21 protein-coding genes are annotated in these 24,579 nt (G+C 61.0%); 16 read left to right on the top strand and 5 right to left on the bottom strand.

Features of this window, described 5'->3' with window-relative positions:
• Window positions 1–188 precede the first annotated feature (188 nt).
• Window positions 189–1,505 carry a glutamate-1-semialdehyde 2,1-aminomutase gene (gene hemL / locus ACH2CW_RS01065; protein WP_395054958.1) on the bottom strand — a complete coding sequence of 439 codons (1,317 nt, stop codon included), beginning with the start codon at window positions 1,503–1,505 and terminating at the stop codon, window positions 189–191.
• Window positions 1,489–2,451, bottom strand: a complete 963-nt coding sequence (locus ACH2CW_RS01060; protein ID WP_395054956.1) for a hydroxymethylpyrimidine/phosphomethylpyrimidine kinase — start codon at window positions 2,449–2,451, stop codon at window positions 1,489–1,491. The genes hemL and ACH2CW_RS01060 overlap by 17 nt, the downstream gene beginning before the upstream one ends.
• Before the next feature lie 81 nt (window positions 2,452–2,532).
• Between ACH2CW_RS01060 and ACH2CW_RS01055 the strand changes: the two genes are divergently transcribed.
• From ACH2CW_RS01055 to ACH2CW_RS01030, 6 genes are all read left to right on the top strand, one after another.
• Window positions 2,533–2,706, top strand: a complete 174-nt coding sequence (locus tag ACH2CW_RS01055; protein ID WP_372826220.1) for a rubredoxin — start codon at window positions 2,533–2,535, stop codon at window positions 2,704–2,706.
• A 69-nt stretch (window positions 2,707–2,775) separates the two neighbouring features.
• Entirely contained in the window at window positions 2,776–3,174 is a 399-nt protein-coding gene (locus ACH2CW_RS01050; RefSeq protein ID WP_188705700.1) for a PleD family two-component system response regulator, read from the top strand.
• Window positions 3,174–3,539, top strand: coding sequence for a response regulator transcription factor (locus tag ACH2CW_RS01045; RefSeq protein ID WP_188705702.1), 366 nt, complete (start codon window positions 3,174–3,176; stop codon window positions 3,537–3,539). The genes ACH2CW_RS01050 and ACH2CW_RS01045 overlap by 1 nt, the downstream gene beginning before the upstream one ends.
• Window positions 3,540–3,562: 23 nt before the next feature.
• Window positions 3,563–4,093, top strand: coding sequence for a chemotaxis protein CheW (locus ACH2CW_RS01040; RefSeq protein ID WP_395054953.1), 531 nt, complete (start codon window positions 3,563–3,565; stop codon window positions 4,091–4,093).
• A gap of 31 nt (window positions 4,094–4,124) precedes the next feature.
• Window positions 4,125–6,398, top strand: coding sequence for a methyl-accepting chemotaxis protein (locus ACH2CW_RS01035; RefSeq protein ID WP_395054951.1), 2,274 nt, complete (start codon window positions 4,125–4,127; stop codon window positions 6,396–6,398).
• A 58-nt stretch (window positions 6,399–6,456) separates the two neighbouring features.
• Window positions 6,457–12,567, top strand: coding sequence for an Hpt domain-containing protein (locus ACH2CW_RS01030; protein WP_395054949.1), 6,111 nt, complete (start codon window positions 6,457–6,459; stop codon window positions 12,565–12,567).
• A gap of 51 nt (window positions 12,568–12,618) precedes the next feature.
• Here ACH2CW_RS01030 and ACH2CW_RS01025 read toward each other — a convergent pair whose 3' ends face one another.
• The gene (locus tag ACH2CW_RS01025; RefSeq protein ID WP_395054947.1) at window positions 12,619–14,112 is read right to left on the bottom strand and encodes a cryptochrome/photolyase family protein; all 1,494 of its coding nucleotides are present in this window, start codon (window positions 14,110–14,112) and stop codon (window positions 12,619–12,621) included.
• Window positions 14,113–14,223: 111 nt separating this feature from the next.
• Here ACH2CW_RS01025 and ACH2CW_RS01020 point away from each other — a divergent pair, with 111 nt between their 5' ends.
• The 6 genes from ACH2CW_RS01020 (at window position 14,224) to ACH2CW_RS00995 (ending at window position 19,095) form a co-directional block, all read left to right on the top strand.
• A complete protein-coding gene (locus ACH2CW_RS01020; RefSeq protein WP_395054945.1) occupies window positions 14,224–14,811 on the top strand; it encodes a YqgE/AlgH family protein in 588 nt (195 codons plus the stop codon).
• Window positions 14,812–14,953: 142 nt separating this feature from the next.
• Window positions 14,954–15,346: a Holliday junction resolvase RuvX gene (gene ruvX, locus ACH2CW_RS01015; RefSeq protein WP_395054943.1), complete on the top strand. Its 393-nt coding sequence runs from the start codon at window positions 14,954–14,956 to the stop codon at window positions 15,344–15,346.
• 61 nt (window positions 15,347–15,407) lie between these two features.
• Window positions 15,408–15,920: a bifunctional pyr operon transcriptional regulator/uracil phosphoribosyltransferase PyrR gene (pyrR, locus tag ACH2CW_RS01010; protein ID WP_395054941.1), complete on the top strand. Its 513-nt coding sequence runs from the start codon at window positions 15,408–15,410 to the stop codon at window positions 15,918–15,920.
• Between the two features lie 40 nt (window positions 15,921–15,960).
• Window positions 15,961–16,923, top strand: a complete 963-nt coding sequence (locus ACH2CW_RS01005) for an aspartate carbamoyltransferase catalytic subunit (RefSeq protein ID WP_395054939.1) — start codon at window positions 15,961–15,963, stop codon at window positions 16,921–16,923.
• 130 nt (window positions 16,924–17,053) lie between these two features.
• A complete protein-coding gene (locus ACH2CW_RS01000) occupies window positions 17,054–18,346 on the top strand; it encodes a dihydroorotase (RefSeq protein ID WP_395054937.1) in 1,293 nt (430 codons plus the stop codon).
• A gap of 5 nt (window positions 18,347–18,351) precedes the next feature.
• Complete coding sequence (locus ACH2CW_RS00995) at window positions 18,352–19,095, top strand: lysophospholipid acyltransferase family protein (RefSeq protein WP_395054935.1); 744 nt, start codon at window positions 18,352–18,354, stop codon at window positions 19,093–19,095.
• A gap of 20 nt (window positions 19,096–19,115) precedes the next feature.
• Here ACH2CW_RS00995 and ACH2CW_RS00990 read toward each other — a convergent pair whose 3' ends face one another.
• Window positions 19,116–20,180, bottom strand: a complete 1,065-nt coding sequence (locus ACH2CW_RS00990; protein ID WP_395054933.1) for an ABC transporter ATP-binding protein — start codon at window positions 20,178–20,180, stop codon at window positions 19,116–19,118.
• A 125-nt stretch (window positions 20,181–20,305) separates the two neighbouring features.
• Here ACH2CW_RS00990 and ACH2CW_RS00985 point away from each other — a divergent pair, with 125 nt between their 5' ends.
• From ACH2CW_RS00985 to ACH2CW_RS00970, 4 genes are all read left to right on the top strand, one after another.
• Complete coding sequence (locus ACH2CW_RS00985) at window positions 20,306–21,916, top strand: ABC transporter permease (RefSeq protein WP_395054931.1); 1,611 nt, start codon at window positions 20,306–20,308, stop codon at window positions 21,914–21,916.
• 195 nt (window positions 21,917–22,111) lie between these two features.
• A complete protein-coding gene (locus ACH2CW_RS00980) occupies window positions 22,112–22,333 on the top strand; it encodes a CsbD family protein (RefSeq protein WP_395054929.1) in 222 nt (73 codons plus the stop codon).
• 102 nt (window positions 22,334–22,435) lie between these two features.
• Entirely contained in the window at window positions 22,436–23,008 is a 573-nt protein-coding gene (locus tag ACH2CW_RS00975) for a hypothetical protein (protein WP_395054927.1), read from the top strand.
• Window positions 23,009–23,291: 283 nt separating this feature from the next.
• Window positions 23,292–23,519 carry a sulfurtransferase TusA family protein gene (locus ACH2CW_RS00970; RefSeq protein WP_395054925.1) on the top strand — a complete coding sequence of 76 codons (228 nt, stop codon included), beginning with the start codon at window positions 23,292–23,294 and terminating at the stop codon, window positions 23,517–23,519.
• Between the two features lie 127 nt (window positions 23,520–23,646).
• Here the strand turns inward: ACH2CW_RS00970 and galU are convergent, their stop codons facing one another.
• Complete coding sequence (gene galU / locus ACH2CW_RS00965; RefSeq protein WP_395054923.1) at window positions 23,647–24,525, bottom strand: UTP--glucose-1-phosphate uridylyltransferase GalU; 879 nt, start codon at window positions 24,523–24,525, stop codon at window positions 23,647–23,649.
• Window positions 24,526–24,579 lie beyond the last annotated feature (54 nt).

Here is a 24,579-nt window from a genome sequence, read left to right as displayed (position 1 = left end):
AGCGCAAAGCGCTTCCTGCACGGGAATCTTAACGAACGGTCATGTTTGCACGCGAGCGCAGCACACGCGGCCACATGAAGTCCCCCGCCATCGCCCAGCGGGGCGAGGGAGGGGTTAGGGGTGGGAGTGGGGAGTTCTACCTACCGGCCAAATGCGAGCCGGGAACGCAGCGTGATGCTTGTAAAAGCTCAGCGGCCGGCAAAGAACTGAACGGCAGCCTCGACGGTGGCTTCAATGTCAGCAGCCGTATGCGCCGAACTGACAAAGCCGGCTTCATACAAGGCTGGCGCGTAATACACGCCCTTGTCCAGCATGGCATGGAAGAAGCGGTTGAAGGCCGGGCTGTCGGTTGTCATCACGGTCGCATAGTTCTGCGGCAGCTTGTCCAGCAGGAAAAAACCGAACATGCCGCCTTCACTGTCTGCGCAAAAACTGATGCCGGCCCCCGCGGCTGCTTGCGTCAGACCACGGGTCAGGCTGCGGGTGCGTTCGCCCAGTGCTTCATAAAACCCGGGTTTGGAAATTTCACGTAAGGTGGCCAGGCCGCAGGCAGTGGCGACCGGATTGCCCGACAGCGTGCCGGCCTGGTACACCGGGCCAAGAGGTGCGAGTTGCTCCATCACCGCGCGAGTACCGCCGAAAGCCGCCAGCGGCATGCCGCCGCCTATGACCTTGCCCAGCACCGTCATGTCGGGCTTGAAGCCCGGAATGCTCTTTGCGTAGACACTTTGCGCGCCGCCCAGCGCGACGCGGAAACCGGTCATCACTTCATCAAACACCAGCAACACGCCGTACTCGGTGCAGAGCTCGCGGCAGCGCTTCATGAAGGGCACGCTGGCCCGCACAAAATTCATGTTGCCAGCGATTGGCTCGATCATCAGGCAGGCGGTGCTGCTGCCATGCAGGGCAAAGGCTTCTTCGAGCTGGGCAATATGGTTGTATTCGAGCACCAGTGTGTGCTGCACCACCTCCGGTGGCACACCGGCGCTGGTGGGGTTGCCAAAGGTGGCCAGGCCCGAGCCGGCCTTGACCAGCAGGGCGTCGGCATGGCCGTGGTAACAACCTTCGAACTTGATGATCTTGCTGCGGCCCGTGGCGCCGCGGGCCAGGCGGATGGCGCTCATGCCGGCCTCCGTGCCGGAGCTGACCAAACGCAGCATCTCGATGGAGGGAACCAGCTTGACGATTTCTTCGGCCAACTCGATTTCGCGCTCGGTCGGGGCGCCGTATGAGAAGCCTTCCAGCAATGCTTTCTGGACGGCTTCGACCACGGCGGGATGACCGTGGCCCAGGATCATGGGCCCCCAGGATCCGATGTAGTCCAGGTAGCGTTTGCCGTCGGCATCCCAAAAGTAGGCCCCTTGTGCGCGTTGCACGAACCGTGGTGTGCCTCCGACCGCCTTGAAGGCGCGGACGGGGGAGTTGACGCCGCCGGGAATCAGTGCGCGGGCACGTTCAAAAAGGAGGGTATTGCGGGAGATGTCGGAACTAGTGCTTGGTGCCATTGGTGGGTAGGTCAAAGGAGGGGAGAGCGGGGACGGGTTCAGCGCTGTCGGGCTCATCGCTATCGTCATCGCCATCGGGGGGGGTGTCGTCTGTCTGGGCCCAGAACAGCCGGTCGGGAACGATGTGACCCATGCCGGGGTGAAAACCGGCGTCCAGGCTGTGGTCAAGGTAGGTCAGGGCTTCGCTGGTAGCGGCTTGCAGGTTGTGCCCATTGGCCAGCAGCGCCGTGACGGCGGCGGTCAGCGTGTCGCCGGCACCTGCAAACACGGCTTCAAAACGCTCGAACTTCTCGCTGTAAAGCACCGCCTGCGGCGTGGCCAGCACGTTGTCGATGAACTGCTCGGGCAGGGGAATGCCGGTGACAAGCGTGTAGGGCACGCCGAATTCAGCGGCGGCCTTGGCGATATCGCGGGCCGACGGGCTTTTGTCGCCGGCCCAATCCGGCAACAGCCAGCGCCACAAGCTGCTGTGGTTGCCCACCAGCACTGTGGTCTGCGGCAGCAACAGTTCGCGAAAGGCGTCAAGATAATTGTCGATGGCTTCTTCGTTCCACCATGACAGGTTGGGCATGTAGGCGATCAGTGGCACATCGGCATAGTCGGATGCAATCTCCGCGATGGCGCTGATGTTCTCCGGGTTGCCGACAAAGCCGACCTTGATGGCACTGACCGGCATGTCTTCAAGGGCGGTGCGCGCTTGCTCGGTCACGGCCTCTTCATCAAAGGAGATGTGGTCGAAGATCTCGGCAGTGTCTCGCACATAAGCGCCTGTAACGACAGCCAGCGCGTGTGCGCCGGCAGATGTGATGGCGCTGATGTCGGCTGTCAGGCCACCGGCACCACTGGGGTCGTTGGCATTGAAGGTCATCACGCAAGCGGGAGCGGTTTCGCCGTCCTCTGTTTCCAATTGCGGGCTGTCCAGAGGAGGAGGGTTGGGGTTTGCCATAGGCTGGATTTTGACCTGTACGCGAATAAGCAACGCCGCCTCGATACAATTGTTGCATTCTATTCGAAGGCAACTTAAGCTGTGACTCAAACAATGACCTGGATGTGTTTAATCTGTGGGTGGATTTACGACGAAACGACAGGGGCGCCTGAACACGGTATTGCGGCAGGCACGCCGTGGGCCCAGGTCCCAATGAACTGGACCTGTCCCGAGTGCGGGGCTCGAAAAGAAGACTTTGAAATGGTTCAGATCTGAATGCCCCTATCTCTACAAACACGCAGCGGACGCCTGTCTGTTGGCTACGCGCCCTAAGGAGCAAAGTCAGTGAGTATTCCCAGTTCAGGGCTCAAGGTGTTGGTCATCGACGACAGCAACACCATACGACGCAGCGCAGAGATATTCCTGAAACAAGGCGGCCATGAGGTGCTCTTGGCTGAAGATGGTTTTGATGCACTCTCCAAAGTCAACGACTATCTGCCGGATCTGATTTTTTGCGACATCTTGATGCCGCGCCTGGACGGCTACCAGACTTGCGCGATCATCAAGCGGAACCCGAAATTTTCAACCGTACCGATTGTGATGCTGTCTTCAAAAGACGGCGTTTTCGACAAGGCGAGGGGCAGGATGGTCGGCTCTCAAGACTACCTGACCAAGCCGTTTACCAAGGACCAGTTACTGCAGACCGTGCAGGAACTGGGCAGCGCAAAACAAGGAGTAGCGTAATGGCCATCAAAAAAATTCTGATCGTGGACGATTCCAAAACCGAACTGATGTTCATGACCGATTTGCTCGGCAAGAACGGTTTTTCGGTGAAAACCGCTGAGAACGCCGAAGATGCCTTTCGTCGGCTTGCCGAGGAAAAACCTGACCTGATCCTGATGGATGTGGTGATGCCTGGGCAAAATGGCTTTCAGCTCACACGCGCCATCACACGGGATCCCCTGTACGCCGATGTGCCGATCATCATGTGCACCAGCAAAAATCAGGAAACCGACCGTGTCTGGGGCATGCGCCAGGGCGCCAAGGACTACATCACCAAACCGGTGGATGCCGAGGATTTGATGGCAAAAATCAAGGCGCTGGGCTGACGCTCCACCGACATCGCTAAAGCATGGCCAACCGACAAGCACTTAGAGAGCTCCAAAGCCGCCTGGCCGACAGGCTGCAAGCCGCAAAGACGCAGGGTGTTTCGGCCTCCTGGCTGGCGGTGGAGGCGGGGGGCGACAAGTACCTGTTTCCGCTGAATCAGTCCGGGGAGATTTTCCCGTGGGTCAGCGCCCAAAACGTGCCTTACACCCAGCCTTGGTTTGCCGGGGTTGCCAATTTGCGTGGTGGCCTGTACGGCATTGTCGATCTGGCGAGTTTTGTCACTGGAAAAATGCCGCCGCCGCGCAGTGAAATGGCGCGAACAGAGTCGCGGTTGGTTGCGCTCAACAGTGCGCTTGAAATCAATTGTGCGCTGCAAATTGACAAGCTGTCCGGCTTGCGCAATCCCGAGGCGTTTACAGATTTTTCTGAAAAATCTCCCGAAGCGCCGGAATTTTTTGGCCACAGTTATGTCGATGCCAACGGCGCCACCTGGCAGGAGATCAACCTGCAATCGCTCGCGCAGCAAGCCCATTTTTTGACCATCAGCGCCTAGCGCTTTCAGTTTTTTCCCCGGAAGGCTCACCATGTCTGTCATTGAAACTATCCAGAAGCTATTCAAAACAAAGCCCGCTGCATCCCAGGACAGCATGGATGATGTTTCCCTTGACATGTCGGTCGATCCGCTGGCGACGGGAGCCATGAATTCACCCAGTGCCATGACTTCAGCGCAGCAGGCGGAAGACAGTACCGGGCCCGAAAGCCAGAATGGCGACGACAGGGCGGAAGACGGCGAGTTGTTGTCGCTCCCGGTATTGGGGCGCAGGCGTATGGGTGCGCACCAACAGGTGCTGGTGGTGTTGTTGGGTTTTTCGGTGGTCGTGCTGGGCGCGGTGACCTTTGTTGCGCTGAACCAGGCGGATCAGGTGGCGCAGCAGGTGGCTGCCACCGGACAGTCGCTGATGCAGTCGCAGCGTCTTGCCAAGTCGGTTTCTCAGGCCCTGGTGGGAAGTGCCCAGGCTTTCCCGGACGTGCGGGAAAGCTCGGATGTGTTGGCCAAAACCGTTCGCGGTCTGAAGGTCGGTGAAGCGTCCTTGCGTCTCGAACCCGTTTCTCCCGAGCTGCAGCCCGATGTCGATGTGGTGACCCCACTCATGGAGCGTGCTGAAAAGAACGCGTCAACCGTGATGAGCCAGCAGGCGATCTTGACCCAGGTGGGCAACGCCTTGCGCACCATCAACCGGCAGTCGTCCGACCTGCTGGAAATTGCCGAGACCGTTTCTTCTCTCAAACTTCAGCAAAATGCGGCGCCCGCAGAAATCTCCGCGGCCGGCCAGTTGGTGATGTTGACGCAGCGGATTGGTAAATCAGCCAACGAATTCCTGACCATGGAAGGCGTGAGCCCTGAGGCCGTTTTCTTGCTCGGTAAGGATTTGAATTCGTTCAAGGAAATCGCCCAGGGTTTGCAGGAAGGCAGTCCCGAGTTACGTCTGACGGGCTCCAAGGACCCGCAGACGCGTGAGCGACTTGAGGCCTTGATGGCGCTGTATGAGCAGACGCGGGTGCAGGCCGGTGCCATTCTGGGTAACTTGCAAGGTCTGGTATCAGCGCGCGAGGCGCAAGCGTCGATTATTTCCGACAGCGAACCCTTGCGCCGCGGACTGGAAGACATTCAGGGCAAGTTGTCATCGCAAACGGGTCTGGGTGTTGGCGCGCTGACCACCTTGGCGGTGGCGGCAGCATTCGCCCTGCTGTGCGCGGCGGGTCTGGCCCGTCTGCAGGTGCTGGACAGCCGGCAGCGTCAGGGCGTTGCCGAGGGTCAACGGCTGGAAGCCAAGGGCCAGGAGCAGGACGCCAAACGTGTCAATGACGCCAACCAGGCGGCGATTTTGCGATTGATGAACGAGTTGCAGACGGTGGCCGAGGGCGATTTGACCCAGGAAGCGACGGTGACCGAAGACATTACCGGCGCCATTGCCGACTCGGTGAACTATACGGTGGAAGAGTTGCGGCAGCTGGTAGGTAACGTGCAAAACACGGCGACACGAGTGGCGCAAACCACCGCGCAGGTGGAAAGTACCTCGACCGAGCTGCTTGCTGCGTCCACCGAACAGCTGCGCGAAATTCGTGAAACCGGTCAATCGGTGCTCGACATGGCGACCCGAATCAATCAGGTGTCCACCCAGGCGCAGGAATCGTCCCAGGTGGCGCGTCAGTCGCTGACCGCTGCCGAATCAGGCTTGCAGGCGGTGCAAAACGCGATCGGCGGTATGAACTCGATCCGGGACCAGATTCAGGAAACCTCGAAACGGATCAAACGACTGGGTGAATCTTCCCAGGAGATTGGTGAAATTACGGAACTGATTTCAGACATTACCGAGCAGACCAACGTGTTGGCGCTCAATGCGGCCATTCAGGCGGCGTCCGCTGGCGAAGCAGGACGAGGCTTCTCCGTTGTGGCCGAGGAGGTGCAGCGTCTGGCTGAGCGTTCGGCAGATGCGACACGCCAGATTTCCGCGCTGGTGAAGGCGATTCAGACGGACACCCAGGATGCGGTGGCCGCTATGGAGCGCTCCACGCAGGGTGTGGTTGAGGGGGCAAAACTGTCTGATAGCGCCGGCACTGCGCTGTCCGAGATTGACCTGGTGTCACGTCGACTGGCTGACCTGATTGAGCAGATTTCTACATCTGCCTCCCGTGAAGCGGAGTCTGCGAACGTGGTGGCCGGCAACATCCAGCACATTTTTGCAGTGACAGAGCAGACCGGAGAAGGTACCCGCTCAACGGCTCAGCAGGTGCGTGATCTGTCGCGCATGGCGGAAGAGTTGCGGCAGTCTGTATCGCGATTCAAGATTGCTTGATGGCAGGTTCGTATCGTCTTTGTCCGTGAACTCCGATTTATGAACCGGCCCGCCCTCTATGCAATCGAACGACCCGAACTCCACAGCCGCTGAACTTGACCTGGCGGTCAATGATCTGGGCCCGCTGGCCTGGGTCCTGGACGAATTGCGTAAGTCGCTGGACGGCTCTGCCAAAGCCCTGAAGCGCTTTGTCCGGGATGCTGAGTTGGCCCGAGGTTCAGACCTCGCCGCGCTGGATGCCAGTCAGTTGCGTATTGCGCGTCAGCAGTTGCACCAGGCCGTAGGCGCGCTTGAGATGGTGGGTTTGGGCGCTCCGGCGCTGGTTTTGCGTGCCATGGAAGCGGCGGTGCAGCGATTTATCCAGCGTCCCGAACAGTGCAGCCAGGATGCGGCGGCCAAAGTCGAACTCGCAAGTTTTGCCCTGACCGAATATCTCGAAGGTGTGCTGGCGGACAAGCCCGTGTCCGCCGTTTCCCTGTTTCCGCAGTACCGTGATGTTCAAGGCCTGGTAGGGGCTGATCGGATCCATCCCGCTGATCTCTGGATGTTCGACTTGCGCTGGATTGAGCCGGTCACGGACTTGCCGAACACGGCGCGGGCTTACGATGAAGCATCCCGGCAGATGCTTGATCAGCTGGTCCTGAAAATCATGCGTACCGGCGACGCGCAGGCGTCCCAAAGTTTCAGAGACATGTGCCTCGGTTTTGCCAAGGCGCAGCCCGGTGGTGAGCCCCGTGTGTTCTGGAAAGTTGCGGCCGGTTATTTTGAAGCTTTGTCGCACGGCCTTCTGCGTGTCGATATCTACGTCAAGCGTGCAGCTTCGCGTATTCTGTTGCAATACGCATCGTTCGCCAAGGGCAGCACCAATGCTTCAGACCGGTTGGTGCAGGATTTGTTATTTTTCTGCTCGCAGGCGGTCGCCAAACCTGCCAGCGTTGCACCCGTGTTGTCGGCAGTTCGTGCGAGTTATGGACTGGACCGCTTCAAGCCGGTGGACTACGAGGCGGTGCAGTTTGGCCGCTTTGACCCGGCTTTGTTGGCACAAGCCCGCAAACGCATTGTCTCGGCCAAGGAAACCTGGTCATCGCTGACTGCCGGTGATCTCGGCAAATTCAAAACGCTGGCTGACCAGTTCAGTCTGGTGACGGATTCGCTGGTCAAGCTCCATCCTCCCAGCGAGCCGCTTGCGCTCGCATTGTCGCGAGTGATCGAGACCACGGTTCGCTCGGGGCAAGCGCCACCGATCGAACTGGCGCTGGAAGCGGCGACAGCCGTTCTGTACCTGGAAGCGGCCTTTGACGACCTCGATCCCAATGATCCGCAACTGACGGTCCGGACGGCCCGACTGGCAGAGCGGCTCGAAGGCGTGCGTAACGGCGGCGAAGCTCAACCCCTTGAGCCTTGGATGGAAGAACTGTATCGCCACGTCAGCGATAAACAGACCATGGGCAGTGTGGTGGGCGAGTTGCGCATCTCTCTGAGCGAGCTGGAAAAGTCGCTGGACCTGTTTTTCCGCAATCCGCAGGAAAAAGCTGTGCTGGCTGCAGTGCCTGGGCAACTCTCTCAGATGCGGGGTGTGTTGTCGGTGCTGGGGCTTGACCAGGCCTCTCACGCGGTGCTGAGAATGCGGGACAGCGTGGAGCAAATGCTGGTCACCGAAGTTGACGAGCAACTGGCCCGATCGGCTGGAACATTTGATCAGTTGGGTAACAACCTGGGTGCTTTGAGCTTCCTGATTGACATGCTCAATTACCAGCCCGCGCTGGCCAAAAAATTGTTTGTTTACGACGAAGTTAAAGGTGAACTCAAACCATTGATGGGGCGCAGCCAGGCGCAACCCGACACCGCCGCATTGACGGCGAACAGCGAACTCTCTCAGGAAGTGCTGTCCGTTGTGCAGGATGTGCAAGCGGGAGCTTCAGCCGAAAATCTGAGCGTCAAGCTTGATGTTCTGGCGATCCATGCGGCATTGGCCGATCAGCCGGGTCTGGCGCAGACCGCGCGAGATGCTGCGATCGCCGTGGCCGGACATACCCCCACCGCATCTGGCTCGCTGACCGATCTGGTCGCGGCCACCGTCGAGACTGTCGCGCCTGCTGCTGTGCCGGTGAGCGAGGAGAACTTTGAAGAAGACGACTTGCGGGATATCTTCCTGGAGGAAGCGCGCGAGGTTGCTGGGCATGCGCAGGCCGCTATTTCAGCCCTGGACCAACAACCGGGCGATGTTGGTGAGCTGACGATACTGCGTCGCGCCTTCCACACCCTCAAGGGCAGCTCCCGCATGGTTGGACTCAACGAGTTTGGCGAGGCAGCTTGGTCGATGGAGCAACTGCTCAATGGCTGGCTGGCTGAGCAAAAATCGTCCGATGACTCGTTTCGCGCCCTGTGCGTTCAGGCCATGGACGGGTTTGTTGCGTGGATTGACGACATTTCAGCCAACCGTGATGCCCAGTGGAGGTCCGGGCCGTTTCGCGCGAGCGCAGATGCCATGCGCACTGAAGGGCGTTTCAGTGCCATCGTGCTGCCAGAGCAATCGGAACCAGCCGCTACGCTTGCGCAGCCTGGCCCCGATATCGCGGTTGCTCAGGCGCCAACCGATTTTGATTTCGACTTCTCTTTGAGCGACCCGTCGCCTGCCACGCCTGCTGCGGTTGCGCCGGAGCAGGCGCTGGCCGATATTCAGGGCATTGATTTCGACAGTTTGTCAGCGTTGTCGGGACCGAGTGGTGATGCGCCGGCTGGAAGTCCGACCGCTGTTGACGTGATGTTCGACCTGGATCTTGGCGAGGCGCCAGCACCGGCGCTTGCGACGGAAGCCGATTCGCTGGAACTTTCGACGACTGATTTTGATGCGCATTTCGTCAATTCGACAACGCCGCAACCTGATGCCGTTGCGGTGGTGAATGATCTGTCGGAGGCCTCGCAGGTTGACGCTGACGCGTTTTTTGATCTTGCTCCCGAGATTGTTGTTGAGCCGGCGTCCGCCGCGGCGTCATCGAAACTGGACATTGAATTCGAAACCCCTGACGCTCTGGATGACCTTGCTGAGCCCCTGACCATGGATATGAGCGGGGACGAGCAGATCAAGGTGATCGGCTCGCTGCGCATTGGTATTCCTCTTTACAACGTGTATTTGAACGAGGCCGATGAATGGTCACGCCGCTTGGTGACCGAAGTCACGGAGTGGACGATGGAGCGGGGGCAGCCTATCGGAGATTCGGCCCTGGCGTTGACCCATTCGCTGGTGGGCAGTTCTTCCACGGTTGGATTTGACGCGCTCTCCGAGGTGGCGCGCGCGCTTGAGCATGCGCTTCAGCAGTCGCAGATCCAGCTCGGGCATGGCGGTGGCAAGCACGGTCAACTGTTCATTGATGCCGCCGAGGACATTCGGCGTCTGTTGCACCAGTTTGCGGCTGGTTTCCTCAAGCAACCCGATCCGAAAATTCTTCAGGCACTGCGCGAGATCGATTTTTCAGACGCTGCCACTGACCCGGCGCCGGTTGCCGATAACGTGGCTTTCCCCTCTGGCCCAGAGCCGGCTCAGCCTGTGGTCCAGCCCACGCCTCCTGCCGCGGCAGAAGCGCCAAAAAGTGCGGCCGTGGAACCTGTCACCCGATTCATCATCAAGGCGGTGACAAGTGCGCCGGTTCTGGTGTCCGCAGCGCCCTCAGCGCCGTCGCCTGCCACGGGTCTTGTCCCGGCGCCGCCTCCGCCACCAGTCGAGTCCGCGCCGGTCCTCGCCGCCGCTGTGCAGTCGTCTGCTCCTGCCGTTTTCAATGAAGACCTGGACGATGAGTTCGACGCTGTGGATGCGATCGATCCCGATTTGTTTCCGATTTTTGAGGAGGAAGGCGCCGAGCTGATGCCGCAACTTGGTGCAGCCTTGCGCCAGTGGTCTGCGCGCCCTGACAACCTGGGCGCGCGCAATGAGGTCTTGCGTGCCTTGCATACCCTCAAGGGAAGTGCCAGGCTGGCTGGTGCCATGCGTTTGGGGGAAATGGCCCACCGCATTGAGTCGGACATCGAGCATCTGGGCTCTGACGCGGCTGGGTCCCAAAATTTTGATACCTTGCTGGCGACGTTTGATGCCATGCAGGCGAACTTCGAGGCCTTGCGTCATCCAGGCACAGCCGAAACATTTGAACCGCTGCAGCCTTTGTCGCAGCCTGCCGCGGGCCACGATTCTGATACGCCGGAAACCCCACAGGGCACAGCCTTGGCGCCGGCCGGTGGCCGCAAGGTCATGATGTCCATGGCCCAGGCGACGGCTTTGCAGCCATTGCGTCCGGCGGCCTCTGGATCGATCCGTGTGCGTTCCCAGTTGCTGGACCGCATGGTCAACCAGGCCGGCGAGGTGATGATCACACGTTCCCGCCTGGAGGCTGAACTCAATCAGTTGCGCGGCTCGCTCAATGACCTGAGCGGTAACTTGAACCGCTTGCGTTCGCAATTGCGCGACGTGGAGTTGCACTCTGAAACCCAGATGCAGTCCCGCTTGCAGCAGGCCAAGGAAGCGCAGCTCGGGTTTGACCCGCTGGAGTTCGACCGCTTCACCCGCGTGCAGGAGCTGACGCGCATGATGGCCGAGTCGGTCAACGACGTTGCGACCGTGCAGCGCACCTTGCAGCGCACCGTTGAAGCGACCGAAGACGATTTGATTGCCCAGGCGCGTCAGACCCGCGAGTTGCAGCGCGATTTGCTGCGCACCCGGATGGTGGAGTTTGAAGGCATTTCGGAGCGCCTGTACCGCGTGGTTCGGCAGGCCTCCAAAGAAACCGGCAAGCAGGTGCGTCTTGACCTGCAAGGCGGCACCATCGAGATGGACCGTGGCATGTTGGACCGCATGACACCGGCGTTCGAACATTTGCTGCGCAACTGTGTGGCCCACGGCATCGAGGACCCTGAAGCCCGCACGGGCGCTGGCAAGGATGCTTCCGGCCTGATCACCGTCAGTGTGCAGCAATCGGGCAATGACGTGTCTGTCGAGTTTCGCGATGATGGCGCCGGGCTGAACCTGCAGCGGATTCGCGAGAAAGCCCAGGCTTCCGGGCTGATCGCGCCGGGCCAGCAAATAGGTGATGACGAAGCCGCCAACATGATTTTCATGCCTGGTTTTTCCACCGCTTCGCAAGTGACCGAACTCGCCGGCCGCGGCATCGGCATGGACGTGGTCCGCTCCGAGGTCAATGCCCTGGGCGGCAGGATTGAAACCACCACAGCGGCGGGAAAGGGTACCAACTTCAAGCTGGTCCTGCCCCTGACAACCGCTGTGACGCAGGTTGTCATGTTGCGCGCAGGCGGCTCGTCGGTGGGTGTGCCTGCCAACGTGGTTGAGACCGTACGCCGAATTTCTGCCAAGGATCTGCAGCAGGCCTATAACAGCGGCGTGCTGGATGTTGCGGGTGAGAGCGTTCCCTTTTTCTGGTCCGGCGCCTTGTTGCAGGCGTCGCGCCGCAGCAGCGAGCCTCAGGGGAAAACCGCACCGGTGGTGATTTTCCGAAGCGCCGCCCAGCGGATTGCCCTGCACGTTGATGAGGTGCTGGGCAACCAGGAGGTGGTGGTGAAAAACCTCGGGCCCCAGTTGTCGCGCCTGCCGGGTCTGGCGGGGATGTCGGTGCTGGCCTCGGGTGCGGTGGTGCTGATCTACAACCCGGTGGCGCTGGCCACGGTGTACGGGCAGCAGGCCCGCGGCTGGAGTTCTGACAGCGCCGAGCCGCACATGCTGGAGCAGTCTGCGGACGCGGGTGGCGGCAGCGTCGCTGTGACACCATCCATGCCGGTGGTGCCGCTGATTCCGCTGATCCTGGTGGTTGACGATTCCATCACGGTGCGGCGCGTGACCCAGCGCCTGCTGCAGCGCGAAGGCTACCGTGTTTCCATGGCGGCCGACGGCCTGCAGGCGCTGGAGCGTCTGCAGGAAGAACGGCCCACGGTGGTTCTGTCGGACATCGAGATGCCGCGCATGGACGGCTTTGATTTGGCGCGCAACATTCGCGGTGACGTGCGTCTGAGCAGCCTGCCCATCATCATGATCACGTCCCGGATTGCCGAGAAACACCGCGAACACGCCAAGGAATTGGGTGTCGATCACTACCTCGGCAAGCCGTACGCTGAAGACGAGTTGCTCAGCCTGATCCGCCACTATTGCAGTGCGGAGCTCACAACTTGAAGTGAAAAGGGCCGTCAGCCCATGGCTGGCAAGCGCAAGCAGCTATAAAAATTATAGCAATTCAGGCTCTGCTGGTTTTTTGACGGGGGCGTAGCGCAGTAGCGTCAGGGCCCTGGCCTCATCGTGTTTCACGATAGGAAGCGGGTAGTCCTTGCCCAGTTCAAGCCCCGCAGCAGCCAGTTCGACAGGGCTCGCCAGCCAGGGGCTGTGTAGCGAGGCCCCGGTGAGTCCGGCCAGTTGCGGCAAATATTTGTGGATGAATTTGCCGCCGGCGTCAAACTTCTCGCTTTGCGTCACCGGGTTGAAGATCCGGAAATAGGGCTGTGCGTCGCAGCCGCTGCTGGAGGCCCACTGCCAGCCCCCGTTGTTGGCCGACAGATCAAAATCGTTGAGGTGCGTCGCGAAATAGGCCTCGCCCCAGCGCCAGTCAATGCCCAGGTCTTTGATCAGAAAACATGCAGTGACCATGCGCAATCGGTTGTGCATGTAACCCGTCTGGTTGATCTGGGCCATCGCGGCATCAACCAGCGGGTAGCCGGTACGCCCTTCGCACCAGGCCTGAAAAAGGGCCTGGGCGCCTGGCCCTTGCTCCCATTGGATGGCGTCGTACTCCGGCTTGAAAGAGGCCGTGGCCACATGCGGGAAGTTGCTCAGGATTTGCGCGTAAAAATCGCGCCAGATCAACTCGCTGAGCCAGACCGCGGCGCCCTCGCTGCCGCCTTGCTGCATGCGCAAGGCGGTCGCCGCCAGTTCGCGGATAGAGACTGTGCCGAAGCGCAGGTGCACGCCCAGGTAACTCGGGCCCTTGACGGCCGGGAAATTCCGGGTGGCGTGGTACTGGTCCATGCGCGCGACAAAGTCATCAAACAGCTTCCTGCCGCCGGCGCTGCCGGCCGGAATTTTCAGTGCCGCAAGGTTGGTCGGCTCAAACCCGAACGCACCCAGCTCGGGCACGCCCGCGCGCCAGGCCGCAGGCAGGGGCGCGAGCGCTGCGCCGTGCTTCCCGACCGGATAGGCGCGCAGGTAAAAGGCATCCACTTTTTTGAGCCAGGCGTTTTTATAGGGTGTGAACACGCTGTAGGGCTTGCCGGCCTGCGTCAGCACCTCCTGGCGTTCGAAAATCACATGGTCCTTGAAGCTGTGAAAAGCCATACCGGCCGCCGCCAGGGATCTGGCGACCTGCTGGTCCCGTGCCAGTGACTGCGGCTCATCGTCGTGGCTGGCAAATACAGCCTTGACGCCCAAGGTGCTGGCGAGTTCCGGCACGGACGCAGCGGACCGGCCGTGCAGCGTCACCAGACCTGCCCCGTCGATGCCATGCTGGCTCGCCAGCTGCTGCAATTGCCCGGCAAGATCAACCAGTGATTCCCGGATGAACTCGACGCGACGATCTGCCCGGGGCAGGGCGCCGAGAATGCCCTGGTCCAGCACGAACACGCAAAAGACCTGGCGACATGTTTTCAACGCGTGGTACAGCGCCGCGTTGTCGTGGCACCGCAGGTCCCGGCGGAACCACATCAGGCCGGTGTCGTATTGTTTGCTCATGGTCGGAGGATTTACCTTGCTTTTGGCGAAGTTTGCAGGCCGGTGGCCGGGAGGGAGGCGTGGCAGACCGATTTTCTGCCGGTCAAAGCGCCCTGTGCGTAAAATCAGCCCATGGCCATGGATTCTGCACCGATCAATCTTACCCACCACTTCCTGATTGCCATGCCCGGTCTGGACGATGAGGCCTTCGCCAAAAGTGTGGTCTACATGTGCGAGCACAGTGACCGTGGCGCGTTGGGGCTGGTGATCAACAAGCCCAGCGACATCAACCTGAAAAATCTTTTCGACAAGGTCGCTTTGCCCTTGCGGCGTGACGACCTGACCGAGTCACCAGTCTTCCAGGGCGGCCCGGTGCAAACCGAACGCGGCTTTGTTCTGCATGAATGCATGCTGGCGGGTAGCGAGTCGGTGTACGCCTCAACCATGACCATTCCGGGCGGCTTGGAGATGACCACCTCAAGGGACGTGCTGGAGGCACTGTCCACTGGCGCCGGACCGCGCAAGGTGTTTGTTTCGCTCGGTTACTCCTCCTGGGGCGAGGGCCAGCTGGAGTCCGAGATTTCAGAAAACAGCTGGCTGACCGTGGAAGCGGACATGTCGCTGATCTTCGATACGCCGGTCGAGCAGCGTTATGACAAGGCCTTGCTGTTGCTGGGTCTGCAGAGCTGGATGCTGTCCCCCGAGGCCGGCCACGCATGAGGGCGTATCTATAAATCCGAGTACCAGGCGCATGGCCGCGTTGCGCGGTACTCGGAATCCTCATGCACCCAAGTGCATTCCGGTGTCCTCCGTTCCGTGCGCCTTGCCCTGCATCCCGGTACTCGAATTTCTAGACACACCCATGAGCGCTGAGTTGCAAACATTTCTCGCTTTCGACTTCGGCCTCAAGCGTACCGGTGTGGCCACTGGCAACCGGCTCACGCGCACCGCGACGCCGCAAGGCAGTATTGCCGCCGAAGGGGATGCCCGCTTCGCAGCCATCGCCGCGAAAATAGAGGAATGGCAGCCCGATGCCCTGGTTGTCGGAATTCCGTACCATCCCGACGGCGCCAGCCATGAGAACACGGCACGCGCGTTGAAGTTCGCCCGCCAGTTGCGCGGGCGCTCAGGTCTTCAGGTGTTCGAGGTTGATGAGCGCTACAGCACGACGGAAGCCCTGTCACAAGGCGCATCGGATGCCGATGCGGCGTCTGCCTGCATAATTCTCGAGCAGTTTTTAAGGAGTCTTTCATGAGCAGAGCAGAACCGCATCACGCGGAGGATGCCCGTGTGCAGGGGCAGCGTCGGGAGGCGGCATGAGCAGCCTGACACTGGATGCCGAAGCCCTGTACCGTGAAGTGCTTCGCGCCATGCAGCAGTTGCTGGCCACCTATGATCGCGTGCCCCGCCTGGTCGGTGTGGCGTCCGGCGGTGTCTGGCTGGCAGAGCGTCTGCGCATCGACCTGGCCCTGGCGGACGAAGCCGGCAGCTTGTCTTCGGCGATGCATCGCGATGACTTTTCGCGGCGCGGCCTGTCGGCGAGCGGCCAGACCGTACTGCCGTTTGATGTCAACGGCGCCGACCTGATCGTGCTCGACGATGTGCTCTACACCGGACGCACCCTACGTGCGGTGCTCAACGAGTTGTTCGACTACGGACGCCCGGCCAGCGTCAAGCTGGTGGTGCTGGTGGACCGCGGCGGCCGCGAATTGCCGATCCAGGCGGACTTCGCCGCAGCGCGTGTGGCCCTGCCAGCGACGCAGTCGCTGGCTCTGGCCCGCGGCGACGATGGTCAGTTCAGTTTTCAGGTGCAAGGAGCGACCCCATGAACCCTTTTACTGTCGGCCTGGCCGCGCGCAAGGCCTGAGCATGCTGTACCGACGAAATCCACAGCTCAATAGAAACGGTGAACTGATTCACCTGTTGTCGATTGAAGGATTGCCCAAAGCCACACTGACACAAATCCTGGACACCGCCGCCAGCTTTGTCAGTGTCAGCGACCGCGAGGTCAAGAAGGTGCCGCTGCTTCGCGGGAAAAGTGTGTTCAATCTCTTTTTTGAGAATTCCACCCGCACCCGCACCACCTTCGAAATCGCCGCCACGCGGCTGTCGGCCGATGTGATCAACCTTGACATTGCGCGCTCATCGGCGTCCAAGGGCGAGTCCCTGCTCGACACCATCTCCAACCTGAGCGCGATGGCCGCCGACCTGTTCGTGGTGCGTCACAGCGAGTCGGGGGCGCCCTACCTGATTGCGCAGCATGTGGCGCCGCATGTGCATGTGATCAACGCCGGCGACGGCCGCCACGCGCATCCCACCCAGGGCTTGCTCGACATGTACACCATCCGCCACTACAAGAAGGACTTCAGCAAGCTGACGGTGGCCATCGTCGGTGACGTGCTGCATTCGCGCGTCGCACGTTCGGATATCCATGCGCTGACCACACTGGGCTGCCCCGAAGTGCGTGTGGTCGGACCTAAAACCCTGGTGCCCGCCGACATGGCCCAGATGGGTGTGCGGGTCTGCCACACGCTGGAAGAAGGCATCCGGGACGCCGACGTGATCATCATGCTCCGGCTGCAGAACGAACGCATGTCCGGCGCCTTGTTGCCCAGCAGCCAGGAGTTTTTCAAAAGTTTCGGCCTGACCACCGAGAAGTTGCGGTTGGCCAAACCGGACGCCATCGTGATGCACCCCGGCCCGATCAACCGCGGCGTCGAGATTGATTCGGCTGTGGTGGATGGCGCGCAAAGCGTGATCCTGCCGCAAGTCACCTTCGGCATCGCCGTGCGCATGGCGGTGATGAGCATCGTTGCCGGGAACGAAGCATGAACATTTGCCCCCACGCTTGTCGCAGCGCGCACTGCGCTGCCCCCCGAGGATGCGCATTTTTTCTTGGAGCGGCCCGGCGGAAAAACATGTCTCCCCGAACTTGTCGTTTCGCGCGCTGCGGAGAAAAAGCATGAAGATACTCATCAAAAACGGCCGCGTAATTGACCCGGCATCGGGCCATGACGCAGTAGGGGATGTGACCATCGCCGCTGGGCGCATCGTCTCGCTCCAGGGGGCGCCGACTGACTTCACGCCGAACAAGACCATTGATGCCACGGGCTGTATCGTGGCGCCGGGGCTGGTTGACCTCGCGGCGCGTCTGCGCGAGCCCGGCTACGAGCATGAAGGCATGCTCGAAAGCGAGCTCGCCGCGGCGGTGGCCGGTGGCGTGACCAGTCTGGTCTGCCCGCCCGACACTGATCCGGTGCTTGACGAACCCGGCCTGGTCGAGATGCTGAAGTTTCGCGCTGAAAAACTGCACCAGTCGCGCGTGTTCCCGCTGGGCGCTCTGACACGGGCGCTCAAGGGCGAGGCCCTGACGGAAATGGTGGAACTGACCGAAGCCGGCTGTGTCGGCTTCAGCCAGGCCGATGTGCCGCTCGCCAACACCCAGGTGTTGCTGCGCGCGCTGCAATATGCCGCCAGCTTCGGCTACACCGTCTGGCTGCGCCCGCAGGACAGCTGGCTGGGCGGCGGCGTGGCCGCAAGCGGCGCACTTGCGACGCGACTGGGCCTGAGCGGCGTGCCGGTGGCGGCAGAAACGATTGCGCTGCACACCCTGTTTGAACTGATGCGAGCGACCGGTGCGCGGGTACATATCTGCCGCATCAGCAGCGCCGCGGGTGTCGCGCTGCTGGCCCGCGCCAAGGCTGAAGGGCTCCCGGTGACGGCTGATGTCAGCATCAACAGCCTGCACCTGACCGATACCGACATCGGCTACTTTGACAGCCGCATGCGGCTGAACCCGCCACTACGCCAGCAGCGCGACCGCGATGCGCTCCGCCAGGGCTTGCTGGACGGCACCATCGATGCATTGGTGTCGGACCACACCCCGGTGGAGGCTGATGCGAAAACCTTGCCTTTTGCCGAAGCCGAACCGGGCGCGACCGGGCTCGAACTGCTGCTGGGTCTGGCCTGCAAATGGGGCGAGGACAGCGGCGCGGGTTTGTCCCGCGCGCTGGCCGTACTCACCAGCGAGCCCTCCCGCGTGCTTGGCAGCGCGCTCGGGACGCTGCAAGCCAGTACCGGCCAACTGGCCAAAGGCGGTGTCGCTGACATCTGTGTGTTTGAAGCCCAGTCCGAGTGGACGGTCCAGACCGATACGCTGCGCAGCCAGGGCAAACACACCCCATTTTCCGGCTACCAGTTACCGGCCCGCGTGCGCTGGACGCTGGTGGGTGGACAACTCGCCTACGAGGCCTGAGCGGCATGCGTCAAGTCAGGGCCGTTTGGCGGCTGCTGTGGGCCTTGTCGCATATCGCGGGCGGGATGTGGACCATTGTTTTCCGGTTTCCCAAACTGACGCAGCACGCGAAGGAGGCGCGGGTGCAGGCGTGGGCCCAGGCCATGCTGCGCGGCGTGGGCATCACGCTGGTGCTGCAGGGGCGGCCTGTGGCTGCGGGCCCGGCGTTACTGGTGGCCAATCATCTGTCCTGGCTGGACATTGTGGTGATGCATGCCTCGCGTTACTGCCGATTTGTCTCCAAGGCCGATATCCGGCACTGGCCACTGGTGGGCACCCTGGCCGGCGGCGCCGGCACCCTGTATATCGAGCGTGAATCGCGGCGCGACGCCCATCGCGTTGTGCACCACATGGTCGAGCGACTGCAACTGGGTGAGGTGCTGGCAGTTTTTCCGGAAGGCACCACCGGCGACGGCATTGCCATGAAACCGTTTCATGCCAATTTACTGCAGGCCGCCATTTCAGCCGATGCACCGGTGCAGCCGCTGGCCCTGCGTTTTGTCGATGCGGACACCGGGCAAACCAGTTTTGCGCCGCGTTACATTGACGACGATTCGATTTTTGTGTCGATCTGGGAAACCCTGTGTGTCACGCACCTGCGTGCCGAAGTGGCCGTCGGTGAGCCCCAGCGCGCCGATGGCCGCGACCGCAGGGCTTGGGCAACCGATCTGCAGGCGGAGGTGGCACGCCTTTTGCGCGACAGGCCCTGAAGCCTGACGCCAGGAGCGGCTTATTCGCGCTGAAAGGTCACGACGTGATCGACTTCGGCGCGAATGCCTATCCATTCGCCGAGCGCATGGTCATGGTGTGAGGGCACGTGCGCCATCACGGTTTCACCGGTTCTGAGCTTGAGCGTGTATAAAAATTCCGAGCCGCGAAACGCCTTGCGCACAATCTGCGCTTTGACTGGCGCTGCATCGTCATGCACGATGTCATCAGCGCGCAGCAGCACGTCGCACACACCGTCCGGGTAAGCGCCCGGCAAGGGGCACTCCAGCACATCGCTCAGGTCGCCCAGCGCGGTATGCACCACCACGTTGTCGCCTTGCTGGAAGATCTGCGCGCGGGTAAACACACCGTGTCCGATGAAGTCGGCCACAAAACGGGTGGCCGGGCGGTGGTAGAGCTCGTAAGCATCGTCCCACTGGTGTAACTGCCCGTCGTGCATCACGCCAATGCGGTCACCGATGGCAAAGGCTTCGAGTTGGTCGTGTGTCACCAGCAGCGCGGTGGCGCCAGCCTGTTTCAGGATGGCGCGCACCTCATGGGCCAGGCGTTCGCGCAGGTCCACATCCAGATTGGAAAAAGGCTCGTCGAGCAGCAGCAGCCGCGGCCTGGGTGCCAGCGCACGCGCCAGTGCCACACGCTGCTGCTGGCCGCCAGACAGCTCGTGCGGATAACGCCGCTGCGCCTGCCCCAGACCGACCAGCTCCAGCACGTCGGCTGTGCGTTGTTGGCGCTCTGCCGGTCGCAGGTGCGCCAGGCCGAAAGCCACGTTGCCGCCGACGTCCAGGTGCGGGAACAGGGCGTAGTCCTGAAACACCATGCCGATTCGGCGTTCTTCCGCCGGCACATGGACCGCATTGCTGCTGACCGCTTCCTGCGCCAGCGAGATGCTGCCGGACTGGGCCCTTTCCAGGCCTGCAACAGCGCGCAGCAAGGTGGTTTTTCCACAGCCGGAGGGACCGATCAGTACACCGATCTCGCCGGTCAGCAAACCCAGCGACACGCCGTTGACAGCCGGGCGGGACCGGCCAGCGTAATGCACCACCAGATGGGATATATCCAGAAACATGCCTGCAATTGTAGATGCTTACAATTCTCATTTGCACTCTTTGGGTAAGGGCCGTGCGGCGCTATCTTCTTGCCGCCACCCGTGGTTCTGCCCGGCGACCGGCACTTGCTTATTGTTTGGACTTCATGTTTCCTCGTTTCGTCTTGCCCGCCCTGCTGTTTGTGCTGACGGCCGTGCTCACGCTGCCGGTTTTGGCGGTGATGTTGTCGTGGCTGTCGCTCGATGGCCTGTCGCTGCCGATCCTGCAGGAGATGCTGCGCACGGTGCTGCCCGAATACGCCTTGACCTCGCTGCTGCTGTGTCTGGCCGTGGCTGCCGGCGTGGCGCTGGTCGGTGTGGCCACCGCCTGTGCAGTCACGCTGTTCGAGTTTCCTGGGCGGCGGATTTTTGCCTGGGCCTTGCTGCTGCCGCTGGCCATGCCGGCTTATGTGGTGGCGTATGCCTATACCGACTTTTTGCAATATGCCGGGCCGTTGCAAAGCTGGCTGCGCGCCAGCTTCGGCTTGCAGGGCCGACTGCTGCCAGAGATTCGCAGCCTGGGCGGCGCTGTGCTGATATTTACGGTCACCCTGTATCCCTATGTGTATTTGCTGGCGCGTACCGCGCTGTCCGAGCGTGCAGTGCATCTGATGGAGGCGGCGCGGCTGCTCGGCGCGCCCTTGGGGCGCCGCATTCGTGATGTGGCCTTGCCGCTGGCCCGTCCAGCGGTGGCGGCCGGGGTAGCGCTGGCTCTGATGGAGACCCTGGCCGACTTTGGTGTCTCCAGCTACTTCGGTATCCAGACCTTCACCGCAGGCATCTACAAAGCCTGGCTGGCCATGGACAACCGGTTGGCCGCAGCCCAGTTGGCAACAGCCTTGCTGGTGGTGGTGGCGGTACTGCTCAGGATCGAGAACCAGGCGCAGAAGCGCATGCGTTTTGCGGGCAGCCGCCAGTCGGGCGCGGGCGCGGCAGACACTGCACCCACGCGTTTGCGGGGCGGGCGGGCCGCTCTGGCTTGGGTGGTGTGCATGGTACCGATTGCGTTGGGCTTCATCCTGCCGGTACTGTTCATGCTGCGCCCGCTGGTGGCAGGTTGGGGCGAGTTGCCGTGGCGGCAGTTTGCAGGCTGGTCCATCAACAGCGTGGGGCTTGCCGGTTTGAGCGCGGCGCTGGCCACCGCCCTGGCCCTGGGGTTGAGCCTGGCCGTGCGGCTTCGTCCGCATGTGTTGACACGCGTCGCCGCGCAACTGGCCAGTCTGGGGTATGCCGTGCCTGGCGCGGTGATTGTCGTGGGTCTGCTGCTGCCAGTCGGTTGGCTGCAGGCCACCGCGCCGCAGACTGCGGTCGGTTACTGGGTCACCGCGACCGTGTTGGGCATTGTCTGGGCCTATCTGGTGCGTTTTACGGCGGTGGCTTTGCAGTCCGTGCAAAGCGGTTACTCGCGTATCCCCGTCAGTTTTGACGACAGCGCGCGCATGCTGGGCGTCACTGGCACCGCCTTGCTGGCCAAGGTGCACTGGCCGTTGCTCCAGCGCTCTGTCGGGGTCGCGGCCTTGCTGGTTTTTGTCGATGTAATGAAGGAGCTGCCCGCTACGCTGGTACTACGCCCCTTCAACAGCGACACACTGGCCGTGGTGACCTACCAACTCGCGCGTGATGAACGCCTTGGCGAAGCAGCACTGCCAGCCCTCACGCTGGTGCTGGTGGGTTTGTTGCCGGTGCTGTTGCTGGGCCGCACGCTGCGCACGAAATAAGACCTGCGCGGCCTGGATTTTTCAGCCGCGCGTGGTTTGTCCGCGAGCGCCCGTCAGGTGTAGGTACACGCCTACGCCTGTTCTTTGCGTCTGCCTACCCATGCCATGAAAACCGGTGCTTAAGGTGAAAGTTCTTCGTTGTTATGCCCGCAGGGCGAGCGACTTCAAGTCTTCAACCATATTCAGGAGCTCATCATGAACAAGGATCAAATTGAGGGAAACTGGACGCAGTTCAAAGGCACGGTCAAGGAGCAGTGGGGCAAGCTTACCGACGACGATCTGGACATCATTGCCGGGAAGCGGGACCAACTGCTCGGCCGCATTCAGGAGCGCCATGGACTTGCCAAAGAAGAAGCTGAAAAACAGCTGGAGTCTTTTCAGGAACGCAACCCGACCGGTTTTTTCGAGCGTTATTGAGTCTGGCTGCGCTGGATCGCTGCATCTTTCGTAGACGCATGTTTCGATCTGGCAGCCTTTCCGACGTCTTCGCATCCCCCGCAACATCTCAAGGAATCAACAATGAAAACCAAACTCGCCATCCTCTCGTTCGCTGTCTCTTGTGCCTTTGCCGGCAACGCCATGGCCTTGACCAAGGAAGAATACAAAGTACAAAAAGACCGTGTCGAAGCCGACTACAAGGCCGGCAAGGAAAAATGCGCCTCGCTAAGCGCCAACGCCAAGGATATTTGCCAGGCGCAAGCCAAGGGCGCTGAAAAAGTAGCCAAGGCCGAGCTGGAAGCCCAGTACAAACCCAGCGCTAGCCACGACAAAAAAATTCGTGATGCCAAAGCGAACGCCGCATATGACGTTGCCAAGGAAAAATGCGATGATCTGGCGGGCAATGCCAAAGACGTTTGCGTGAAAGATGCCAAGGCGGCCCGGACCACCGCCAAGGCCGACGCCAAAGTCAGCAAAGTCGGTGCCGAGGCCAACAAGGACAAGGCCGACAACATGGCGGATGCCCGTAAAGACGCCAATGCCGACAAGAACGAAGCGCTCTACAAGGCCGCCAGGGAGCGCTGCGACACGATGGCCGGGGCTGCCAAGGACGGTTGCCAGAATGATGCCAAGGTGAAGTTCGGTATGAAGTAAGCCACGCGCGCTTCGGCGCTGGGTTCGACAGTCCCGGGTTTGTGAAACAAGCTCGGGATTTTCTTTTTTTTGAATCATATTTGTCTCTGGCCCATAGCCATTATGCGCAGATAGCTACTGATTTAATAGCAACACAGAGATGGCCGTCGCGAGAAATGGCAGCGACCGATGTTCCCGGACGCGGCTGTTTGGCAGCTCGGCCCGCTGCGCGTGTGTCTGCGAGGCGCTTTGTGCAACCTGCATTTTTGGATTTGCTTAAAATGGCGGCAATCAAGGACATACGATGCACATCGACAAAGAACTCGACACCCGCGGCCTCAATTGCCCGCTGCCTATATTGAAGGCCAAAAAAGCGCTCGCCGAGATGGGCAGCGGTCAGTTGTTAAGGGTGGTGTCTACCGATGCGGGCTCCACGCGTGACTTCATGGCGTTTGCCAAACAGACCGGCAACGAGCTGGTGGAGCAGCAAAACGAAGGCGGCGAATTTATTCACGTGCTTAAGCGGCGCTGAATAGCCCCCACGCTTTTCACTGCGTGTCATGCGCTGGCCCCCGAGGGGCCGCTGTGCCTGTGGCCCGGCCAAGCCGGTTCGGCGGCCCCTGCTTGAAGGAAGAGCATCGGCGCTGTAAGCGGCCGACTCAGGGAATCTGAAGGTTTTTCAGGTAGTGGCGAAAGTGCTCGCCAACTTCGGCGTGTTGCAGCGCCAACTCCACGGTCGCTTCCAGAAACCCTTCCTTGCTGCCGCAGTCATAACGCTTGCCTTGGTACTGGTAGGCGTAAACCGATTCCTCTGCCATCAGACCGGCAATACCGTCGGTGAGCTGGATTTCTCCACCGACACCGGTCGGCTGGTTGCGGATGTGGCGGAACACCGTTGGCGTCAGGATGTAGCGCCCGGCCACACCCATGCGGGAAGGCGCCAATTCCGGTGCAGGTTTTTCGACCATCTGGCTGATCTTCATCAGTTGCGTATTCACGGCCTCACCGGCGACGATGCCGTAACGGCGGGTCTGCTCGAGAGGCACTTCCTGCACCGCCAGCACGGATTGCTGCAGTTGTTCAAATTGCGCGGCCATTTGTGCCAGAACTGGTGGCGTGCCAACCATCAGGTCGTCGGCCAGCAAGACGGCAAAAGGTTCGTTGCCGATCAGGTGTTCGGCGCACAACACGGCATGCCCCAGGCCCAGTGAGCGCGGCTGACGCACATAGGAAAAGTCCATGTCGCTGGGGTTCATGGAGCGCACCAGCGCCAGCAACTGCTGCTTGCCGGCGGCCTCCAGTTCGGTCTCAAGTTCATAGGCTGTATCGAAGTGGTCTTCGATGGCCCGTTTATTGCGTCCAGTCACAAAAATCATGTGCCGTATGCCGGCCGCGTAAGCCTCTTCTACCGCATATTGAATAAGCGGCTTGTCCACCACTGGCAGCATTTCTTTGGGCTGGGCTTTGGTGGCGGGCAAAAAGCGTGTCCCCAAACCGGCAACAGGGAATACGGCCTTTTTCAGTGTGACTTTGTGCATCGACTTTTGAAAGTTAAAGGTCTAAAGTGTTGTGTAGTTAGCACAGCTTTGGCG

Origin of the sequence: Polaromonas sp. (assembly GCF_043778355.1) — a bacterium.
GTDB lineage: Bacteria > Pseudomonadota > Gammaproteobacteria > Burkholderiales > Burkholderiaceae_C > Polaromonas.
Note: the sequence above shows the minus strand (reverse complement) of the source record. Positions and strands in the feature narration are given on the sequence as shown.